11 protein-coding genes, 2 pseudogenes and 1 other annotated feature are annotated in these 14,435 nt (G+C 73.9%); of the genes and pseudogenes, 10 read left to right on the forward strand and 3 right to left on the reverse strand.

All coding sequences use genetic code 11. The features are described 5' to 3' along the window. Positions 1–19 precede the first annotated feature (19 nt). Positions 20–1,675 carry a putative PEP-binding protein gene (locus tag Ae150APs1_RS15050; RefSeq protein WP_075298277.1) on the reverse strand — a complete coding sequence of 552 codons (1,656 nt, stop codon included), beginning with the start codon at positions 1,673–1,675 and terminating at the stop codon, positions 20–22. 97 nt (positions 1,676–1,772) lie between these two features. Here Ae150APs1_RS15050 and Ae150APs1_RS15055 point away from each other — a divergent pair, with 97 nt between their 5' ends. Genes Ae150APs1_RS15055 through Ae150APs1_RS15075 form a run of 5 tightly spaced genes read left to right on the forward strand, consistent with a single transcriptional unit; the run spans position 1,773 to position 5,762 of the window. Further along, positions 1,773–2,534, forward strand: a complete 762-nt coding sequence (locus tag Ae150APs1_RS15055) for a DeoR/GlpR family DNA-binding transcription regulator (RefSeq protein ID WP_075298280.1) — start codon at positions 1,773–1,775, stop codon at positions 2,532–2,534. 14 nt (positions 2,535–2,548) lie between these two features. Further along, complete coding sequence (gene pfkB, locus Ae150APs1_RS15060; RefSeq protein ID WP_075298283.1) at positions 2,549–3,496, forward strand: 1-phosphofructokinase; 948 nt, start codon at positions 2,549–2,551, stop codon at positions 3,494–3,496. Beyond that, positions 3,493–3,942 carry a fructose PTS transporter subunit IIA gene (locus Ae150APs1_RS15065; RefSeq protein WP_075298286.1) on the forward strand — a complete coding sequence of 150 codons (450 nt, stop codon included), beginning with the start codon at positions 3,493–3,495 and terminating at the stop codon, positions 3,940–3,942. Before pfkB ends, Ae150APs1_RS15065 begins: the two co-directional genes overlap by 4 nt. After that, entirely contained in the window at positions 3,939–5,450 is a 1,512-nt protein-coding gene (locus Ae150APs1_RS15070; RefSeq protein WP_075298288.1) for a fructose-specific PTS transporter subunit EIIC, read from the forward strand. Before Ae150APs1_RS15065 ends, Ae150APs1_RS15070 begins: the two co-directional genes overlap by 4 nt. A gap of 27 nt (positions 5,451–5,477) precedes the next feature. After that, positions 5,478–5,762, forward strand: a complete 285-nt coding sequence (locus tag Ae150APs1_RS15075; RefSeq protein ID WP_010230853.1) for an HPr family phosphocarrier protein — start codon at positions 5,478–5,480, stop codon at positions 5,760–5,762. Between the two features lie 112 nt (positions 5,763–5,874). Here the strand turns inward: Ae150APs1_RS15075 and Ae150APs1_RS15080 are convergent, their stop codons facing one another. Continuing rightward, complete coding sequence (locus Ae150APs1_RS15080) at positions 5,875–7,896, reverse strand: beta-galactosidase (RefSeq protein WP_075298291.1); 2,022 nt, start codon at positions 7,894–7,896, stop codon at positions 5,875–5,877. 214 nt (positions 7,897–8,110) lie between these two features. Between Ae150APs1_RS15080 and ppc the strand changes: the two genes are divergently transcribed. Genes ppc through Ae150APs1_RS15095 form a run of 3 tightly spaced genes read left to right on the forward strand, consistent with a single transcriptional unit; the run spans position 8,111 to position 11,989 of the window. Next, positions 8,111–10,921, forward strand: coding sequence for a phosphoenolpyruvate carboxylase (ppc, locus tag Ae150APs1_RS15085; protein ID WP_249266348.1), 2,811 nt, complete (start codon positions 8,111–8,113; stop codon positions 10,919–10,921). 43 nt (positions 10,922–10,964) lie between these two features. Continuing rightward, complete coding sequence (locus tag Ae150APs1_RS32085; RefSeq protein WP_060574570.1) at positions 10,965–11,183, forward strand: hypothetical protein; 219 nt, start codon at positions 10,965–10,967, stop codon at positions 11,181–11,183. Between the two features lie 32 nt (positions 11,184–11,215). Then, positions 11,216–11,989, forward strand: a complete 774-nt coding sequence (locus Ae150APs1_RS15095; protein WP_083680145.1) for a hypothetical protein — start codon at positions 11,216–11,218, stop codon at positions 11,987–11,989. On the opposite strand, the gene Ae150APs1_RS15100 is transcribed toward Ae150APs1_RS15095, so the two are convergent. After that, the gene (locus tag Ae150APs1_RS15100; RefSeq protein ID WP_060574568.1) at positions 11,950–12,675 is read right to left on the reverse strand and encodes a GntR family transcriptional regulator; all 726 of its coding nucleotides are present in this window, start codon (positions 12,673–12,675) and stop codon (positions 11,950–11,952) included. The two genes, Ae150APs1_RS15095 and Ae150APs1_RS15100, sit on opposite strands and share 40 nt — an antisense overlap. Before the next feature lie 105 nt (positions 12,676–12,780). Here Ae150APs1_RS15100 and Ae150APs1_RS15105 point away from each other — a divergent pair. Next, positions 12,781–13,110: pseudogene (locus Ae150APs1_RS15105) on the forward strand (hypothetical protein); the annotation flags it as partial. Positions 13,111–13,163: 53 nt separating this feature from the next. Continuing rightward, positions 13,164–14,410: pseudogene (locus Ae150APs1_RS15115) on the forward strand (IS3 family transposase). Then, positions 13,445–13,573 (forward strand) — a sequence feature (AL1L pseudoknot). (Overlaps the previous pseudogene by 129 nt.) Positions 14,411–14,435 lie beyond the last annotated feature (25 nt).

Genomic DNA, 14,435 nt, shown 5'->3' on the forward strand with positions numbered 1-14,435 from the left:
CGTAAGAAGGTGTCGCCGTTCAGTCGCCCAGCTCCGACACCGCACGCCGCGCCCCGATCGGGTCGGCCGCCGCGCACGCGGCGCGGGCCCGGTCCCGGCACTGCTCCAGATCCACCGAGCCGAGCGCCGCACCGACGGCGGCCAGCGCGCCGGATCCCATCGACAGGCTCGCCACCCCCAGCCCGACGAGCACCGGCGCGAGCGCCGCGTCGGCCGCCGCGTCGCCGCAGACGCCGACCGGCGTGCCGGTGCGGGCCGAGGCCTCGCCGAGCAGGCCGATCAGGCGCAGCAGCGCGGGCTGCCACGGGTCGTTGAGCGCCGCGACCGGCCCGGACTGGCGGTCCGCCGCGAACAGGTACTGGGCCAGGTCGTTGGTGCCGACCGAGACGAAGTCGACCTCGGCCATGATCTCGTCGGCGGTCAGCACCGCAGCCGGGATCTCGATCATGACGCCGGCCTGCGCGATGCCGTGCGCGCGACAGCGCTCGACGAACCAGCGGGCCTCCTCGGCGGTGGCCACCATCGGCGCCATCACCTTCAGCTCGGCACCCGTCTCCTTCGCCGCCGCGGCGAGCGCCGCGAGCTGGCGGTCGAGGACGCCGTCGCCGTTGCCCGGGACCCGGGCGATCCGCAGGCCACGGACGCCGAGCGCGGGGTTGGGCTCGCCGTCGAGCGACAGGAACGGCAGCGGCTTGTCGGCACCGGCGTCGAGGGTGCGGGCGGTGACCGGTCGCCCCGCGAACGCGGAGAGCACCGCGGCGTAGACCTCCCGCTGCCGCGCCTCGGCAGGCTCCTCGGCCGCGGCGAGGAAGGCGAGCTCGGTGCGGAACAGGCCGACGCCCTCGGCGCCGTCGGCGGCACCCTTCGCCGCGCCCGGGCCGTCACCGACGTTCGCCAGCAGCGGGACGACGTGACCGTCGGCTGTGCGGCCCGTCCCGTCCCAGCCGGCCTGGACCGAGGCGACGGAGGCGAAGGCGGTCGCCTCGTCGAGGGTCGCGACCTCGGCGACCTCACCGGTGCCGCCGTCGACGGTCACGGCGGTGCCCTCGGCCAGCGCCCGCGCACCCGCGCACCCGACGACGGCGGGGATCCCCAGGGAACGGGCGAGGATCGCGGTGTGGCTGGTCGGTCCGCCCTGCTCGGTGACCAGGGCCAGCGCGACACCGGGCCGCAGGCCCGCGGTGTCGGCCGGGGCGAGGTCGCCGGCGACCAGCACGGCGGGTGCGTCGAGGTCGGCGACGCCCGGGGCGGGCAGGCCCAGCAGCTCGGCCACGATCCGGTCCCGGACGTCGTGGATGTCGCGGGCGCGCTCGGCCATGTAGCCGCCCATCGACGACAGCAGCTCGGCGAACTGCCCGGCCGCCTCCCACACCGCACGCGCGGCCGGGCGGCCCTCGCCGGTGACCAGGTTCTGCGCGTTCTCCAGCAGGGCGGGATCGCCGACCATCGTCACGGTCGCCTCCAGCACCTCCCGCGCGTCCCCGGAGACGGTGGCGGCGCGCGCGGTGAGGCGCTCCGACACCAGCTCGACGGCGGGCGCGATCCGCGCCGCCTCGGCGGCGGGGTCCGCGGGTGCGGGTCCTGCGGCCGGCTCGCCCGGCGGCTCGGCGACCCGGACGACGCGGCCGCCGGCCCGGCCCGGGCTCGCGGGGATTCCGTTCAACGTGCTCGGCATGGGGGCTCCCTGGGTTACTCCGACGTGACCCGTTGACAAACACAGTAGAACCCACATACTCAGACACAAGCAAGCACCGAAGCGGGAGCGAACAAAGATGTACGCAGCGGAGCGTCAGCAGTGGCTGCTCGACCGGACCCGGGACCGGGGCCGGGTCGACGTGGCCGCCGTCGCCGAGGAGCTCGATGTCACCCCCGAGACGATCCGCCGTGACCTCGGTGGGCTGGAGCGGCAGGGCCTGGTGCGCCGGGTGCACGGCGGCGCCATCCCGTCCGACCTGCTGAACTTCGAGCCGGGCGTCGGCCAGCGCGACAGCCAGTACGGCGCGGAGAAGGAGCGGATCGCGAAGGCCGCGGTCGCCGAGCTCGGCACCGCCGCGACGATCCTGCTCGACGCCGGCACCACCACCTCCCGCCTGGCCGGGGCGCTGCCGCGGGAGCGGGACCTCACCGTCGTCACCAACTCGCTCCCGATCGCGTCGTCGCTCGCCGGACGCCCGAACGTGCACCTGAGGCTGCTCGGCGGCCGGGTCCGCGGGACCACCCTCGCGACCGTCGACGACTGGGCGAACAGCGTGCTCGCCGATCTCGTCGTCGACGTCGCGTTCCTCGGCACCAACAGCTTCTCCCCCACCCGGGGCCTCACCACCCCGGACCCGGACGAGGGCGCGACCAAGCGGGCGATGCTCCGCGCCGCCCGCCGGTCGGTCGTCCTGGCCGACGCGAGCAAGTTCGGCGCCGACCAGTTCGTCCGGTTCGGGACGCCCGCCGAGATCGACACCCTGATCACCGACACCGGCCTCGACCCGGCGGACGCCGCCGCGCTGGAGGCCGCCGGACCGAAGGTGGTGCGCGCATGACGGGAACACCCCCGATGTTCGTCACGGTCACGCCGAACCCGAGCCTGGACCGCACGGTCGAGCTGCCGCACCTGGTCCGCGGGGCGGTGCACCGCGCCACGTCCGTCCGGGTCGATCCGGGCGGGAAGGGCGTCAACGTCGCCCGCGCGCTCGCCGCGGCCGGGCACCGGGTGGTGGCGCTGATGCCGTCCGGCGCCGCGCCGGGCGAGCGGCTCGCCGACCTCCTGGAGCCCACCGACGTCACCACCGTCGCGGTGCCCGTCGGCGAGGCCACCCGGGTCAACATCACCCTGGTCGAGCCGGACGGCGTCACCACCAAGATCAACGAGGCGGGCCCGCGGCTGACCCCGGACGAGGCCGAGGCACTCCTCGACCGGGCACAGACCCTCGGCGCGGGCGCCACGTGGCTGGTCGGCTGCGGGTCGCTGCCCCGCGGGGTCGGCGACGACGCGTACGCCGAGCTGGTGCGGCGCTGCCGCCGGCCCGGCCTGCGGATCGCCGTCGACACCTCGGGTGCCCCGCTGCACCACGCGGTGGCGGCCGGGCCCGATCTCGTGAAGCCCAACCACGCCGAGCTGGCCGAGCTCGTCGGGCGCCCGCTGGGCAGCCTCGGCGACGTGCTGGTGGCGGCCCGCGAGCTGCGTGCCCGCGGGATCGGCGCGGTCCTGGTCAGCCTGGGCGCCGGAGGCGCCCTGCTGGTCGACCGGTCCGGCGAGTACCACGCCCGGACCCCTCCGATCGCCGTGCGCAGCACGGTCGGCGCCGGCGACTCCACCCTGGCCGGGTTCCTGGCCGCGGGCGGGGAGGGTCCGGACGCCCTGCGACAGGCCGTCGCCCACGGCGCCGCCGCCTGCCGCCTGCCCGGATCCGTCACGCCGGGCCCGGCCGACATCCGTATCGACGACGTCGAACTGGCACCCACGCCGGACGTCACCCTCGCCCTCACCGGAGATGCCGCATGACCGCACTGATCACCGCTGATCTGGTCGACCTCGACGTGCCGTCGGCCGACCGCACCGCCACCGTCACCGCGCTCGCGCAGCGCCTCGTCGACGCCGGACTGGTCACCGACCTGGACCGGTTCCTCGCCGACATCGAGGCCCGCGAGGCCCAGATGCCGACCGGCCTGGAGGGCGGGATCGGCATCCCGCACTGCCGCTCCTCGGCCGTCACCGAGCCCAGCCTGGCGTTCGGCCGCAGCAGCAGCGGCGTCGACTTCGGCGCCGAGGACGGCCCGGCCACCCTGATCTTCATGATCGCCGCCCCGGAGGGCGGGAACACCGACCACATGACGGTGCTGGCCGCGCTGGCCCGCCGCCTCGTCCGGGCCTCGTTCAAGAACGAGCTGCTCGGCGCCACCGACGACGCCGCCGTCGCGGCCTTCATCCAGCAGGAGGTGGGAGCGTGAAGCTCCTCGCCGTGACCGCGTGCCCGACCGGCATCGCGCACACCTACATGGCCGCCGAGGCCCTCGAGGTCGCCGCCGAGGAGGCCGGCCACGAGATCGTCGTCGAGACCCAGGGATCGGCCGGGTCCACCCCCTTCACCGCGGAGCAGCTCGCCGAGGCCGAGGCGATCATCCTGGCCGCCGACGTCGAGGTCCGGGACAAGGAGCGCTTCGCGCACCTGCCGACGGTGACCAGCCCGGTCAAGAAGGCCATCGGCGGCGCGCCGGGACTGATCGAGCAGGCCGTCGCGAAGGCGGGCGAGCAGCCGGCCGGTGCGCCGGTCGCGTCGGCCCCCGCCCCCGCCGCCGGTGGCGGGGAGATGGAGACCAAGCACTTCGGTTCGGGGTTCGGCTCGAAGCTGCGCGGCTGGCTGATGACGGGTGTCTCCTACGTCATCCCGTTCGTCGCCGCGGGCGGCCTGCTGATCGCGCTGGGCTTCGCCCTCGGCGGCTACCAGATCACCGACTACCCGGACATCATCTCCATCGACGACAGCAACGTCGCCTCGATCAACTTCGACGCGGGGTCGCTGGCCGCGTGGGCCGCGCTGTCGTTCCAGATCGGCTCGCTGGCCTTCGGGTTCCTGGTGCCGGTGCTCGCGGGCTTCATCGCCTACGCCATCGCCGACCGGCCCGCACTGGTGCCCGGCTTCGTCGGCGGCATGATCGCCGTCAACACCCAGGCCGGGTTCCTCGGCGGCCTGGTCGCCGGCCTGCTCGCCGGTGCGGTGATCTACGGCCTGAAGCTCTGGCAGCCACCCCGCGCGCTCGCCGGGATCATGCCGGTGCTGGTGCTGCCGCTGATCGGCACGGCCGTGGTCGGCGCGATCATGTTCCTGGTCGTCGGCCAACCGCTCGCGGCCGCCACGACCGGCCTGACCGGCTGGCTCAACGGGCTGTCCGGCACGAACGCGGTGCTGCTCGGCGCCCTGCTCGGCCTGATGATGGCCTTCGACATGGGCGGCCCGGTGAACAAGGCCGCGTACGCCTTCGCCGTCGCCGGGCTCTCGACCGGCTCCGAGACCGCGCTGCTGATCATGGCCGCCGTGATGGCGGCCGGCATGACGCCGCCGCTGGCGCTGGCCAGCACCGTCCGGAAGAACCTGTTCACCCGGGCCGAGCAGGAGAACGGCCGCGCGGCCTGGCTGCTCGGCGCCTCCTTCATCACCGAGGGCGCGATCCCGTTCGCCGCGGGCGACCCGCTGCGGGTCATCCCGTCGCTGATGGCGGGCTCCGCGGTCACCGGCGCGCTGTCGATGGCCTTCGGGTCGACGCTGCGTGCCCCGCACGGCGGCATCTTCGTGGTCCCGCTGATCGGCAACCCGTTCGCGTACCTGCTGGCGATCGTCGCCGGGACGCTGGTCTCCGCCGCACTCGTCGTGGCGCTGAAGTCGGCCCGGCGCACCCCGGCCGAGCCCGCCCCGGCCGCCGTCGCCGACACCCCGTCCGCCGCCCCGGTCGCGGGCTGACCCACCACCACCGAGAGGAGCACCGACATGGCCGAGCGCCGCGTGAAGGTCGGTTCGTCCGTGGGGCTGCACGCCCGCCCCGCCAACCTGTTCTGCACCGCCGCCAAGCAGCAGCCCGCGAAGGTCACCATCGCGACCGCGGACGGCACCCGCGGGCCGGTGGACGCCGCGTCCATCCTGTCCGTGATGGGCCTCGGGGTGCAGTCCGGTGAGGAGGTCGTCCTCACCGCCGCCGACGACGCCGACGGCGAGGCCGCCGTCGCCGCCCTGGCGGAGCTGCTGGAGCAGGACATGGACGCCGCCCCCGCCTGACCCGCCGCACCCACGGGAACGCCCCGCCGCACCTCGTGCGGCGGGGCGTTCGCCTCGGTGTCACGGAGTCGACCAGCACGCTCCGGCCCCGGCGGGGGCAGAACCGTGCAGGTCAGTCGCGCAGGACCGTCGCCCCGCGTGGGGGCAGCACGGTCGGCGGCAGGCCGGCCAGGGTCTCGGCCTCTCCGAGCGGGGTCAGGTCGACGGGGGTGTCGCCCCGGTTCACCAGGAACCGGAAGCCCTCGCGGCGGACCAGCTCCACCCGGCCGCACAGCTCCCCCGGCAGCTCCGGCACGACCCCGGCCCGGCGCAGCAGCCGTCCGAGCAGCGGGGCGCGGTCGGCGAGCCGGGTCGAGACGTAGCTCGCCGAGCCCCGTCCGGCCGGGCGCCGGGTCACCGCGGGCAGCCCGGCCAGGTCCGGCGCACCCGGGTCGGTGCCCGCGCCGGTGTAGCGGGCGAGCACCTCCACCGACGGGTCGACGACCTGCACCGGCTCGCTCCACAGGTCGCCGGTGCCACCGTCGTCGAGCAGGACCGTGGCGCCCGGGTCCAGCGGGGCGAACTCCTCGGCCCGGACGCCCAGCAGGTCGCGCAGCGCACCGGGGTACCCGCCCGGCACGGCGTGCGCCGACTCGTCGACGGTGCCGGAGAAGTAGGTGGTGACCAGGTGACCGCCGCCGTCGACGAACGCGGCGAGCTCGGCCGCCCGGTCCGGCCCGACGACGTGCAGCACCGGCGCGACGACGAGCTCGTACCCGGCGAGCCCGGCCCCGGCGGGGACGACGTCGGCGCGCACACCCGCGTCGAGGAACGCCCGGTACCAGCCGAGCGCCTCGGCCTTGTAGCGCAGCTCCGTCGTCGGGGTGAAGGGCTGCTCGGCGGCCCACCACGACGGCTGGTCCCACAGGATCGCCGCCCGGGCGGGCACCCGGTGGGCCCCGGCGACCGGGGCGAGCTCCGCGAGCGTCGCGCCCAGGGCCGTGACGTCGCGGAACACCGCGGAGTCCGGCCCGGCGTGCGGGACCATCGCCGAGTGGAACTTCTCGGCACCCGCCGTGGACTGGCGCCACTGGAAGTAGCAGATCGCGTCGGCCCCGTGCGCGAGGTGGGTGAGGGAGTCCCGGGCGAGCTCGCCGGGCCGCTTGGCCCGGTTCACCGGCTGCCAGTTCACCGCCGACGTCGAGTGCTCCATCTGCCACCACGGCTCCCCGCCGGCCAGGTTGCCGGTGAGGTTCGACGAGAACGACAGCTCGTCGCGGGCGTCCGGCCCCGGGACGACGTAGTGGTCGTTGGACACGATGTCGATCTCCGGGACCCAGCTGGCGTAGTCCATCCCGCTGGTCTCGCCCATCACCATGAAGTTCGTGGTGACGGGGACGTCCGGGGTCACCTCCCGCAGCACCGCCACCTCGGCCCGCAGGTGGTCGCGCAGCGCGTCGGAGGAGAAGCGCGCGAAGTCGAGGAGCTGGGTGGGGTTCGGGAACGTCCCGGGCCCGACGGTGCGCGGGGTGCGGATCTCGGCCCAGTCGCCGTAGTGCTGGGACCAGAACGAGGTGCCCCAAGCGTGGTTGAGCGCGTCCAGGTCGCCGTAGCGCTCGCGCAGCCAGGACCGGAAGGCGGTCTCGGCGTCGGACGAGTGGTCGTGGACGTTGTGGCAGCCCAGCTCGTTGGACACGTGCCACGCGGCCAGCGCCGGGTGTCCGCCGTAGCGGTCGGCCATCCGCCGGACCAGGTCGAGGGCGTACCGGCGGAACACCGGCGACGTGGGCCGGTAGTGCTGGCGTCCGCCCGGCCACACGGTCCGGCCGTCGGCGTCGACCGGGAGGATCTCGGGGTGCCGGTGGTGCAGCCACGGCGGCGGGGACGCCGTCGCGGTCGCCAGGTCGACCGCGATCCCGCCGTCGGCCAGCAGGTCGAGCACCTCGTCGAGCCAGCCGAAGTCCCACCGGTCCGGCGCGGGCTGCAACCGGGCCCAGGAGAAGACGCCGACGGTCGCGACCGTCACCCCGGCCTCGCGCATGAGGGCGATGTCGGACCCCCAGGTCTCCCGCGGCCACTGCTCGGGGTTGTAGTCGGCCCCGAACTCGATCCGGGGACGGGTGACGCCGGGTGTGCTGCGCAGCCAGCGGGCCATGGCTTCCTCCACGAGACGCGTGCGTTCGTGTTCGATGATGCGCGAGGCTGTGCGATCCGGGCCACCCGAGCCGTCGTGTTGCGCGGGAGTAACGGGGAGGCCCAGGAATGGCCGCGGGTCCGCGTCCCGGGGGACGATGCGCGCTGATCCCGTTCCCGACGACGCGAGCGGCCCGCCACCACCCGCGTCCGCACGCGGAGAACGGAGCACAGCCGTGACCCGGACCGTGAACGGTGCCGACCCCACCGAGAACTCCGAGAACTCCGGGACCGCCGAGCTCGCCCCGGACTCGCTGTCCGCGCACTCCGGCGTCGTGAGCGAGTCCGAGCACCAGGCGCTGCGCGCGGACATCCGGCGGCTCTCCACGCTGCTCGGGCAGACGCTGTCCGACGAGGCCGGCCCGGAGGTCCTGGAGCTGGTCGAGCGGGTGCGCCACGCGGCCCGCGACTCCGCCCGCGGGGAGGCGGGACCGGACGTCGTCGCCGCCCTGCTCGACGGCATCGACACCGGTACCGCGGTGCTGCTGGCCCGGGCGTTCTCCCAGTACTTCCAGCTGACCAACGTCGCCGAGCAGCTGCACCGCTCCCGCGAGCTGCGTGCGCTGCGCCCCGCCGACGCCCGCCCGCTGCGCACCGTGCTGCGCAGGCTCGCGTCCGAGGCGGACCCGGACGAGGTCGCCGAGGTCCTCGCCCGCACCCAGCTGCGCCCGGTCTTCACCGCCCACCCCACCGAGTCCACCCGGCAGTCCGTGCTGGGGATCCTGCGCCGGGTCGTGGACGCCCTCGAACGCGGGGCCCCCGATCCCGAGCTCGCCGCGCTGGTGGACCTGCTGTGGCAGACCGACGACATCCGCCCGGGCAAGCCGATGGTGATCGACGAGGCCCGCAACATCGCCTGGTTCGCCGCCCGGCTCGGCGAGCGCACGGTCCCCGACCTGCTGGACGAGTTCGCCCACGAGGCTGCCGAGGCGGGCCTGGAGATCCCCGACGACACCCGGCCGCTCGTGCTGGGCTCCTGGGTCGGCGGCGACCGCGACGGCAACCCGAACGTCACCCCCGCCGTGACGCGCGAGGTGCTCGAACTGAACGCCGACCGGGCGCTGCGCATCCACGCGAAGCTCGTCGAGCAGCTGGTCTTCGAGCTGTCGGTGTCCACCCGGGTCATGGGCGTCTCCGAGGAGCTGCGCGGCTCGCTCGCCCGTGACCGGCGCGCCCTGCCGGACGTCCACGACCGGTTCATCCGCCTCAACGCGCACGAGCCGTACCGCCTGAAGCTGTCCTACGTGGCGGCCCGGCTGGAGAACACCCGCCGCCGGATCGCCGCCCGCGGCCCGCACGAGCCGGGCGTCGACTACCTGGGCAGCGCCGGCTACGTGGACGACCTGCTCGTCGTCGACCGGTCGCTGCGCGGCCACCACGGCGCACGGATCGCCGGCGGCACCCTGGCCCGGGCGATCCGCTCGGCCCGGGCGCTCGGCCTGCACCTGGTCGAGCTGGACGTGCGGGAGCACTCGCAGAAGCACCACGACGCCCTCGGCGCGATCTACGACGAGCTCGGCGAGCTGGAGAAGCCCTACGCCGACCTGACCCGCGACGAACGCCGCGAACTGCTGTCGGCGGAGCTGCGCGGCAAGCGTCCGCTCGTCCGGCGGCACTACGGCGTCCCCGAGGCGACCGGCCCGGTGCTCGACACCTTCGACACCGTGCACGCGCTGCAGCACGAGTTCGGGCCGGACGTCGTGCGGACCTACATCGTGTCGATGGCCCGCGACGTCGACGACCTGCTCGCCGTCGCCGTCCTGGCCCGCGAGTCGTACATGGTGGAGATCGGGGGCGAGAACCCGCGGTCGTCGATCGACCTGGTCCCGCTGTTCGAGACGGTCGACGAGCTGTCGAAGGCGGGCGAGCTGCTCGAGGGCCTGCTCGCCGACCCCGGCTACCGGCAGCAGGTCCGCAACCGCGGTGACCTGCAGGAGATCATGCTCGGCTACTCCGACTCCAACAAGGGAGCCGGGATCACCGCGTCGCAGTGGCAGATCCACCGGGCCCAGCGCCAGCTGCGCGACGTCGCCGCGGAGCACGGCGTCCGGCTGCGGCTGTTCCACGGCCGCGGCGGCTCGGTCGGCCGCGGCGGCGGGCCCGCCGGGGAGGCGATCTCGTCGGCGCCGTTCGGGTCGGTGGACGCGACGATGAAGCTCACCGAGCAGGGCGAGGTCATCTCCGACAAGTACTCGCTGCCGAGCCTGGCGCACGACAACCTGGAGATCCTGCTCGCGTCCATGCTGGACGCGACGCTGCTGCACCAGGCGTCGCGCTGGCCCGCCGACGTGCTGGCGCGGTGGGACGAGGTGATGGAGTGCGTGTCCACCGCCGCCACCGAGACCTACCTGCGGCTGGTCGGCGACGACGGCCTCCCGGTCTTCTTCACCGCCGCCACCCCGGTGGAGGAGCTGGGCAGGCTCAACGTCGGGTCGCGGCCGTCGAAGCGGCCCGGGCAGGGCACCCCCACCCTGGACGACCTGCGCGCGATCCCCTGGGTGTTCGGCTGGACGCAGACCCGGATGGTCGTGCCGGGCTGGTACGGGCTGGGCTCCGGCCTGCGCGCCGCGCGGGAGGCCGGCTACGCCGAGGACCTCGCCGAGATGCGGCAGTGGGCGTTCTTCCGGAACCTGATCGGCAACGTCGAGATGACCCTGGCGAAGACCGACCTGCGGATCGCGTCCAACTACGTCGCGACCCTCGTCGAGCCGGAGCAGCAGGGCCTGTTCTCCCAGATCCGCGCCGAGCACGAGCTGACCTGCCGGGAGCTCCTCGCGGTGACGGGCGAGTCTCAGCTGCTGGCCCGGCACCCGGTGCTGCGCAACACGCTGTCGGTGCGCAACGCCTACCTGGAGCCGCTGCACCACCTGCAGGTGGAGCTGCTGGCACAGCGCCGGGCCGCGGGCGACGAACCGGACCCGGACCTGGAGCGCGCCCTGCTGCTGACGATCAACGGCATCGCGGCCGGGATGAAGAACACCGGGTGAGGCCGGACGGTGCGGATCACCGGACACCGGGTACACATCGGGCGTGGAGCACGAACGGAACACCCCCGGTCCCTCCGGTCCCGCGACCCGGCGGATCGTCGCCTGGATCCTGATCCTGGCGCTCGTCCTCGGCCTCCCGCTGAGCTACCTCATCGGGATGGCGCAGATGCCCGGCGGAGCGGAGATCCTGATCGCCCTGCTCGTCGTCGGGCTGCTGGTCGGCGGCGTCACCGTGTGGTTGCACCGGCGCACCCGGGACTGATCGCGGCCGGCGCGCCGCGGGAGACTGGGCCGGTGCAGTACCGCCACGCCCCGGCCGCGAACCACGCCGCGCTCGACGCGGTCCTGGTCTCCGCGCCGGGACGGCCGACGCTGCCGGTCCGGCTGACCGTCGAGCTGGCCGGACGGGCCCGGGAGCGGCTCGGACCGGGACCGGTGACGGTGTGGGACCCGTGCTGCGGCGCCGGCGTGTCGCTGGCGGTGCTCGGGCTGCTCTGTCCCGGCATCGCCGTCCTCGCCGGCACCGACGCCGATCCCGCACCGCTCGGTCTGGCCCGGCGCAACCTCGGCCTGCTCGCACCGGGCGGGCTCGACGACCGGGCGTCCACCCTGGACGGTCTGGCCGCGCGGCACGGCAAGGAGTCCTACGCCGTCGCCGCCGCGGCGGCGCGGGCGACGATCCCGGCGAGCCGCCCGGAGTGGCGGGTCGGGGTCGCCGACGCGGGTGACCCGGAGGCGGTGCGGACGCGCTCGGCGGCATCGAGCCGGACCTGGTGCTGGCGGACCTGCCGCACGGGCGACAGACCTCGTGGGCGGGGGAGCCGGGGACCGGTCCCCCACCGGAGGCCGGGTTCCTCGTCGCGGTCGCCGAGCCCCTGCATGCCGAGGCGGTGGTCGTCGCCGTCGGGCGCGGGCGGTCGGTGCCGCTGCCCCCGGGCGTGCGTCCGCTCGAACGGATCCGGGCCGGGCACCGGGCCGCCGTGCTCCTCCGGGCCGGTGACCTGCACACCTGACCGGGACATTCCGGGTCAGTGCGGGACGGCGGCCCCGCCCGGTAGCAGCGCGTAGGCGTCGAGCAGCTGGTCCCGGGCGGTCGCGAGGTACCGGGCCAGCTCGTCGGCGGCCCGCTCGGTCTCCCCCGCGAGGAGCAGCTCGGCGATCTCGCCGTTGCGGGCCAGGTAGGGCTCGTGGAACTCCCGCACCCCCGGCATCCGCTGGAAGATCAGCCGCATCTCGGCCAGCAGGCGCCCCATCTCGCGTTCCAGGCGCGGGCTCCCCGCCAGTGCGACGATCTCGCGATGGAAGTGCTGGTTGGCGTCGGCCACGCCGGCCCAGTCGCCGGCGTCCGCGGCGGCGCGCCCGCCCCGGTAGGCCACCCGGACGGCGGTCAGGGCGGCCGGGTCACCGGCGTGCGCACCGAACCGGACCGCGCCCGGCTCGATCACCAGGCGGGCCGCGTAGACGTCCCGGACGTCGTCGATCTCGGGACGGGCGACGAACACGCCCCGGTTCGGGATGCGGACCAGCACGCGCTCGGCGATGAGCTGGGACAGTGCCTCCCGCAGCGTGTTCCGGGAGACCTGCAGCGCCTCGCCGAGCGCCTGCTCGGGCAGCCGGGCCCCGACCCGCAGGCGGGCCTCGGCGACCTCGATCCGGATCCGGTCGGCGACCCGCTCGGAGGCCGGGACGACGACCGAGCTGGACGCGGCGAGCGAGGCCAGCGCGTCCTGGACGGACAGGTTCGGGGCGGTCACGACACACGATCCTAACGAGGAATATTCCCTCGTGGGATTGCAGGATCGTTGAACAATCCGACACACTCCACCGATCCACCGCGCAGACGGCCCCGGGAGGCGGCGATGAGCGAGGACACGGAACGCACGACGGGGACGTCCGGCAGGACGACCCGGAGCGCGCTGCTCGGGGCGATGTTCCTGATGGCCACCAGCGCCATCGGGCCCGGCTTCATCACCCAGACCACCCAGTTCACCGCCCAGCTCGGTGCCGCGTTCGCGTTCGCGATCCTGGTGTCGATCCTGGTCGACATCGCGATCCAGATGAACGTCTGGCGGATCGTCGGCGTCTCCGGGATGCGCGCCCACGAGCTCGCGAACCGGGTCGCACCCGGCGCGGGCTGGGTGCTGACCGCACTGGTCGTCGTCGGCGGGCTGGTGTTCAACATCGCCAACTGTCTCGCGCCGGGTTTGATGGAGGGTGTCAAGCCAGGAGATGATGAGCAGCGATGGCAGCCCCACGGAAGCACCCCAACGAGCTGCGGGAACGAGCGATCCGGCTGGTCCTCGACGCCAAGGCCGACCCTGTCAACGCCGGCACGAACGTCTGCCGCCGTATCGGTGACCAGCTGGGAATCCTTCCGGAAACCCTGCGCGGCTGGGTGAAGCAAGCCGAGATCGACGCTGGATCCCGGCCTGGGACGACGACCGATCAGGCCGCTCGGCTGGCGGAGCTGGAGCGGGAGACCCGTGAACTCCGCCGGGCCAACACCATTCTCAAGTCCGCTTCGGCTTTCTTCGCGGCGGAGCTCGACCGCCCGCAACGGTAGTCACCGACTACATCGACAAGAACAGGAACGAGTTCGGGGTCGGGCCGATCTGTGCCGTGCTGAAAGACGCCGGTATCCCGATCGCCCCGAGTGCCTACTATGCGGCGAAGACCCGTCCACCCTCGGCCCGGGCGGAACGCGACATCCTCGTCTCCGCCGAGATCGCACGCGTGCACGCCGAGAACTACGGCGTCTACGGCGTCCGGAAAGTCTGGGCACAGCTGGGCCGCGAAGGCGGCGTGGACGACCGGCCGGTCGCGCGGTGCACCGTCGGCCGGCTCATGAAAGCCGCAGGCCTGCGCGGTGTCCGGCGGCAGCGGGTGCCGCGGACCACCATCCGTGCCGACAGCCCCGACCTGCGCCCGGACCTGGTCGAGCGCGACTTCACCGCGACGGCCCCGAACCGGTTGTGGGTCGCCGACATCACCTACATCTAGACGCATTCCGGTTGGGTGTATGCCTCGTTCGTCTTGGACGCGTTCTCCCGGAGGATCGTGGGTTGGCAGCTGTCACGTCATCTCTACACCGATCTCGCCCTAGACGCACTCAACATGGGGATCTGGATCAGGGAACGCAGCGGTGCAGATCTGTCGCGGTTAACGCATCATTCGGACCGCGGTGTCCAATACGTTGCCATTCGCTACACTGAGCGGCTCGGCGAAGCTGGTGTCGTCGCTTCCGTCGGGTCGGTCGGCGATTCCTATGATAACGCGATGGCGGAGGCATTCAACTCGTTGTTCAAGGCCGAATTGATCCGCAACAAGGGGCCGTGGGCGGGGATCAGCGACCTTGAACTCGCGGTCGCCGAGTACGTCGACTGGTACAACCACCGCCGACTACACGGCGAACTCGGCTTCGTCCCGCCGGTCGAGTACGAGATCCATAACGCCACCACCACGACCGCCCGGCAGCCCGCCGGAGCATGAGAACTCAGCCTCTACCAAACCCGGC

It is taken from the genome of Pseudonocardia sp. Ae150A_Ps1, assembly GCF_001932315.1.
GTDB lineage: Bacteria > Actinomycetota > Actinomycetes > Mycobacteriales > Pseudonocardiaceae > Pseudonocardia.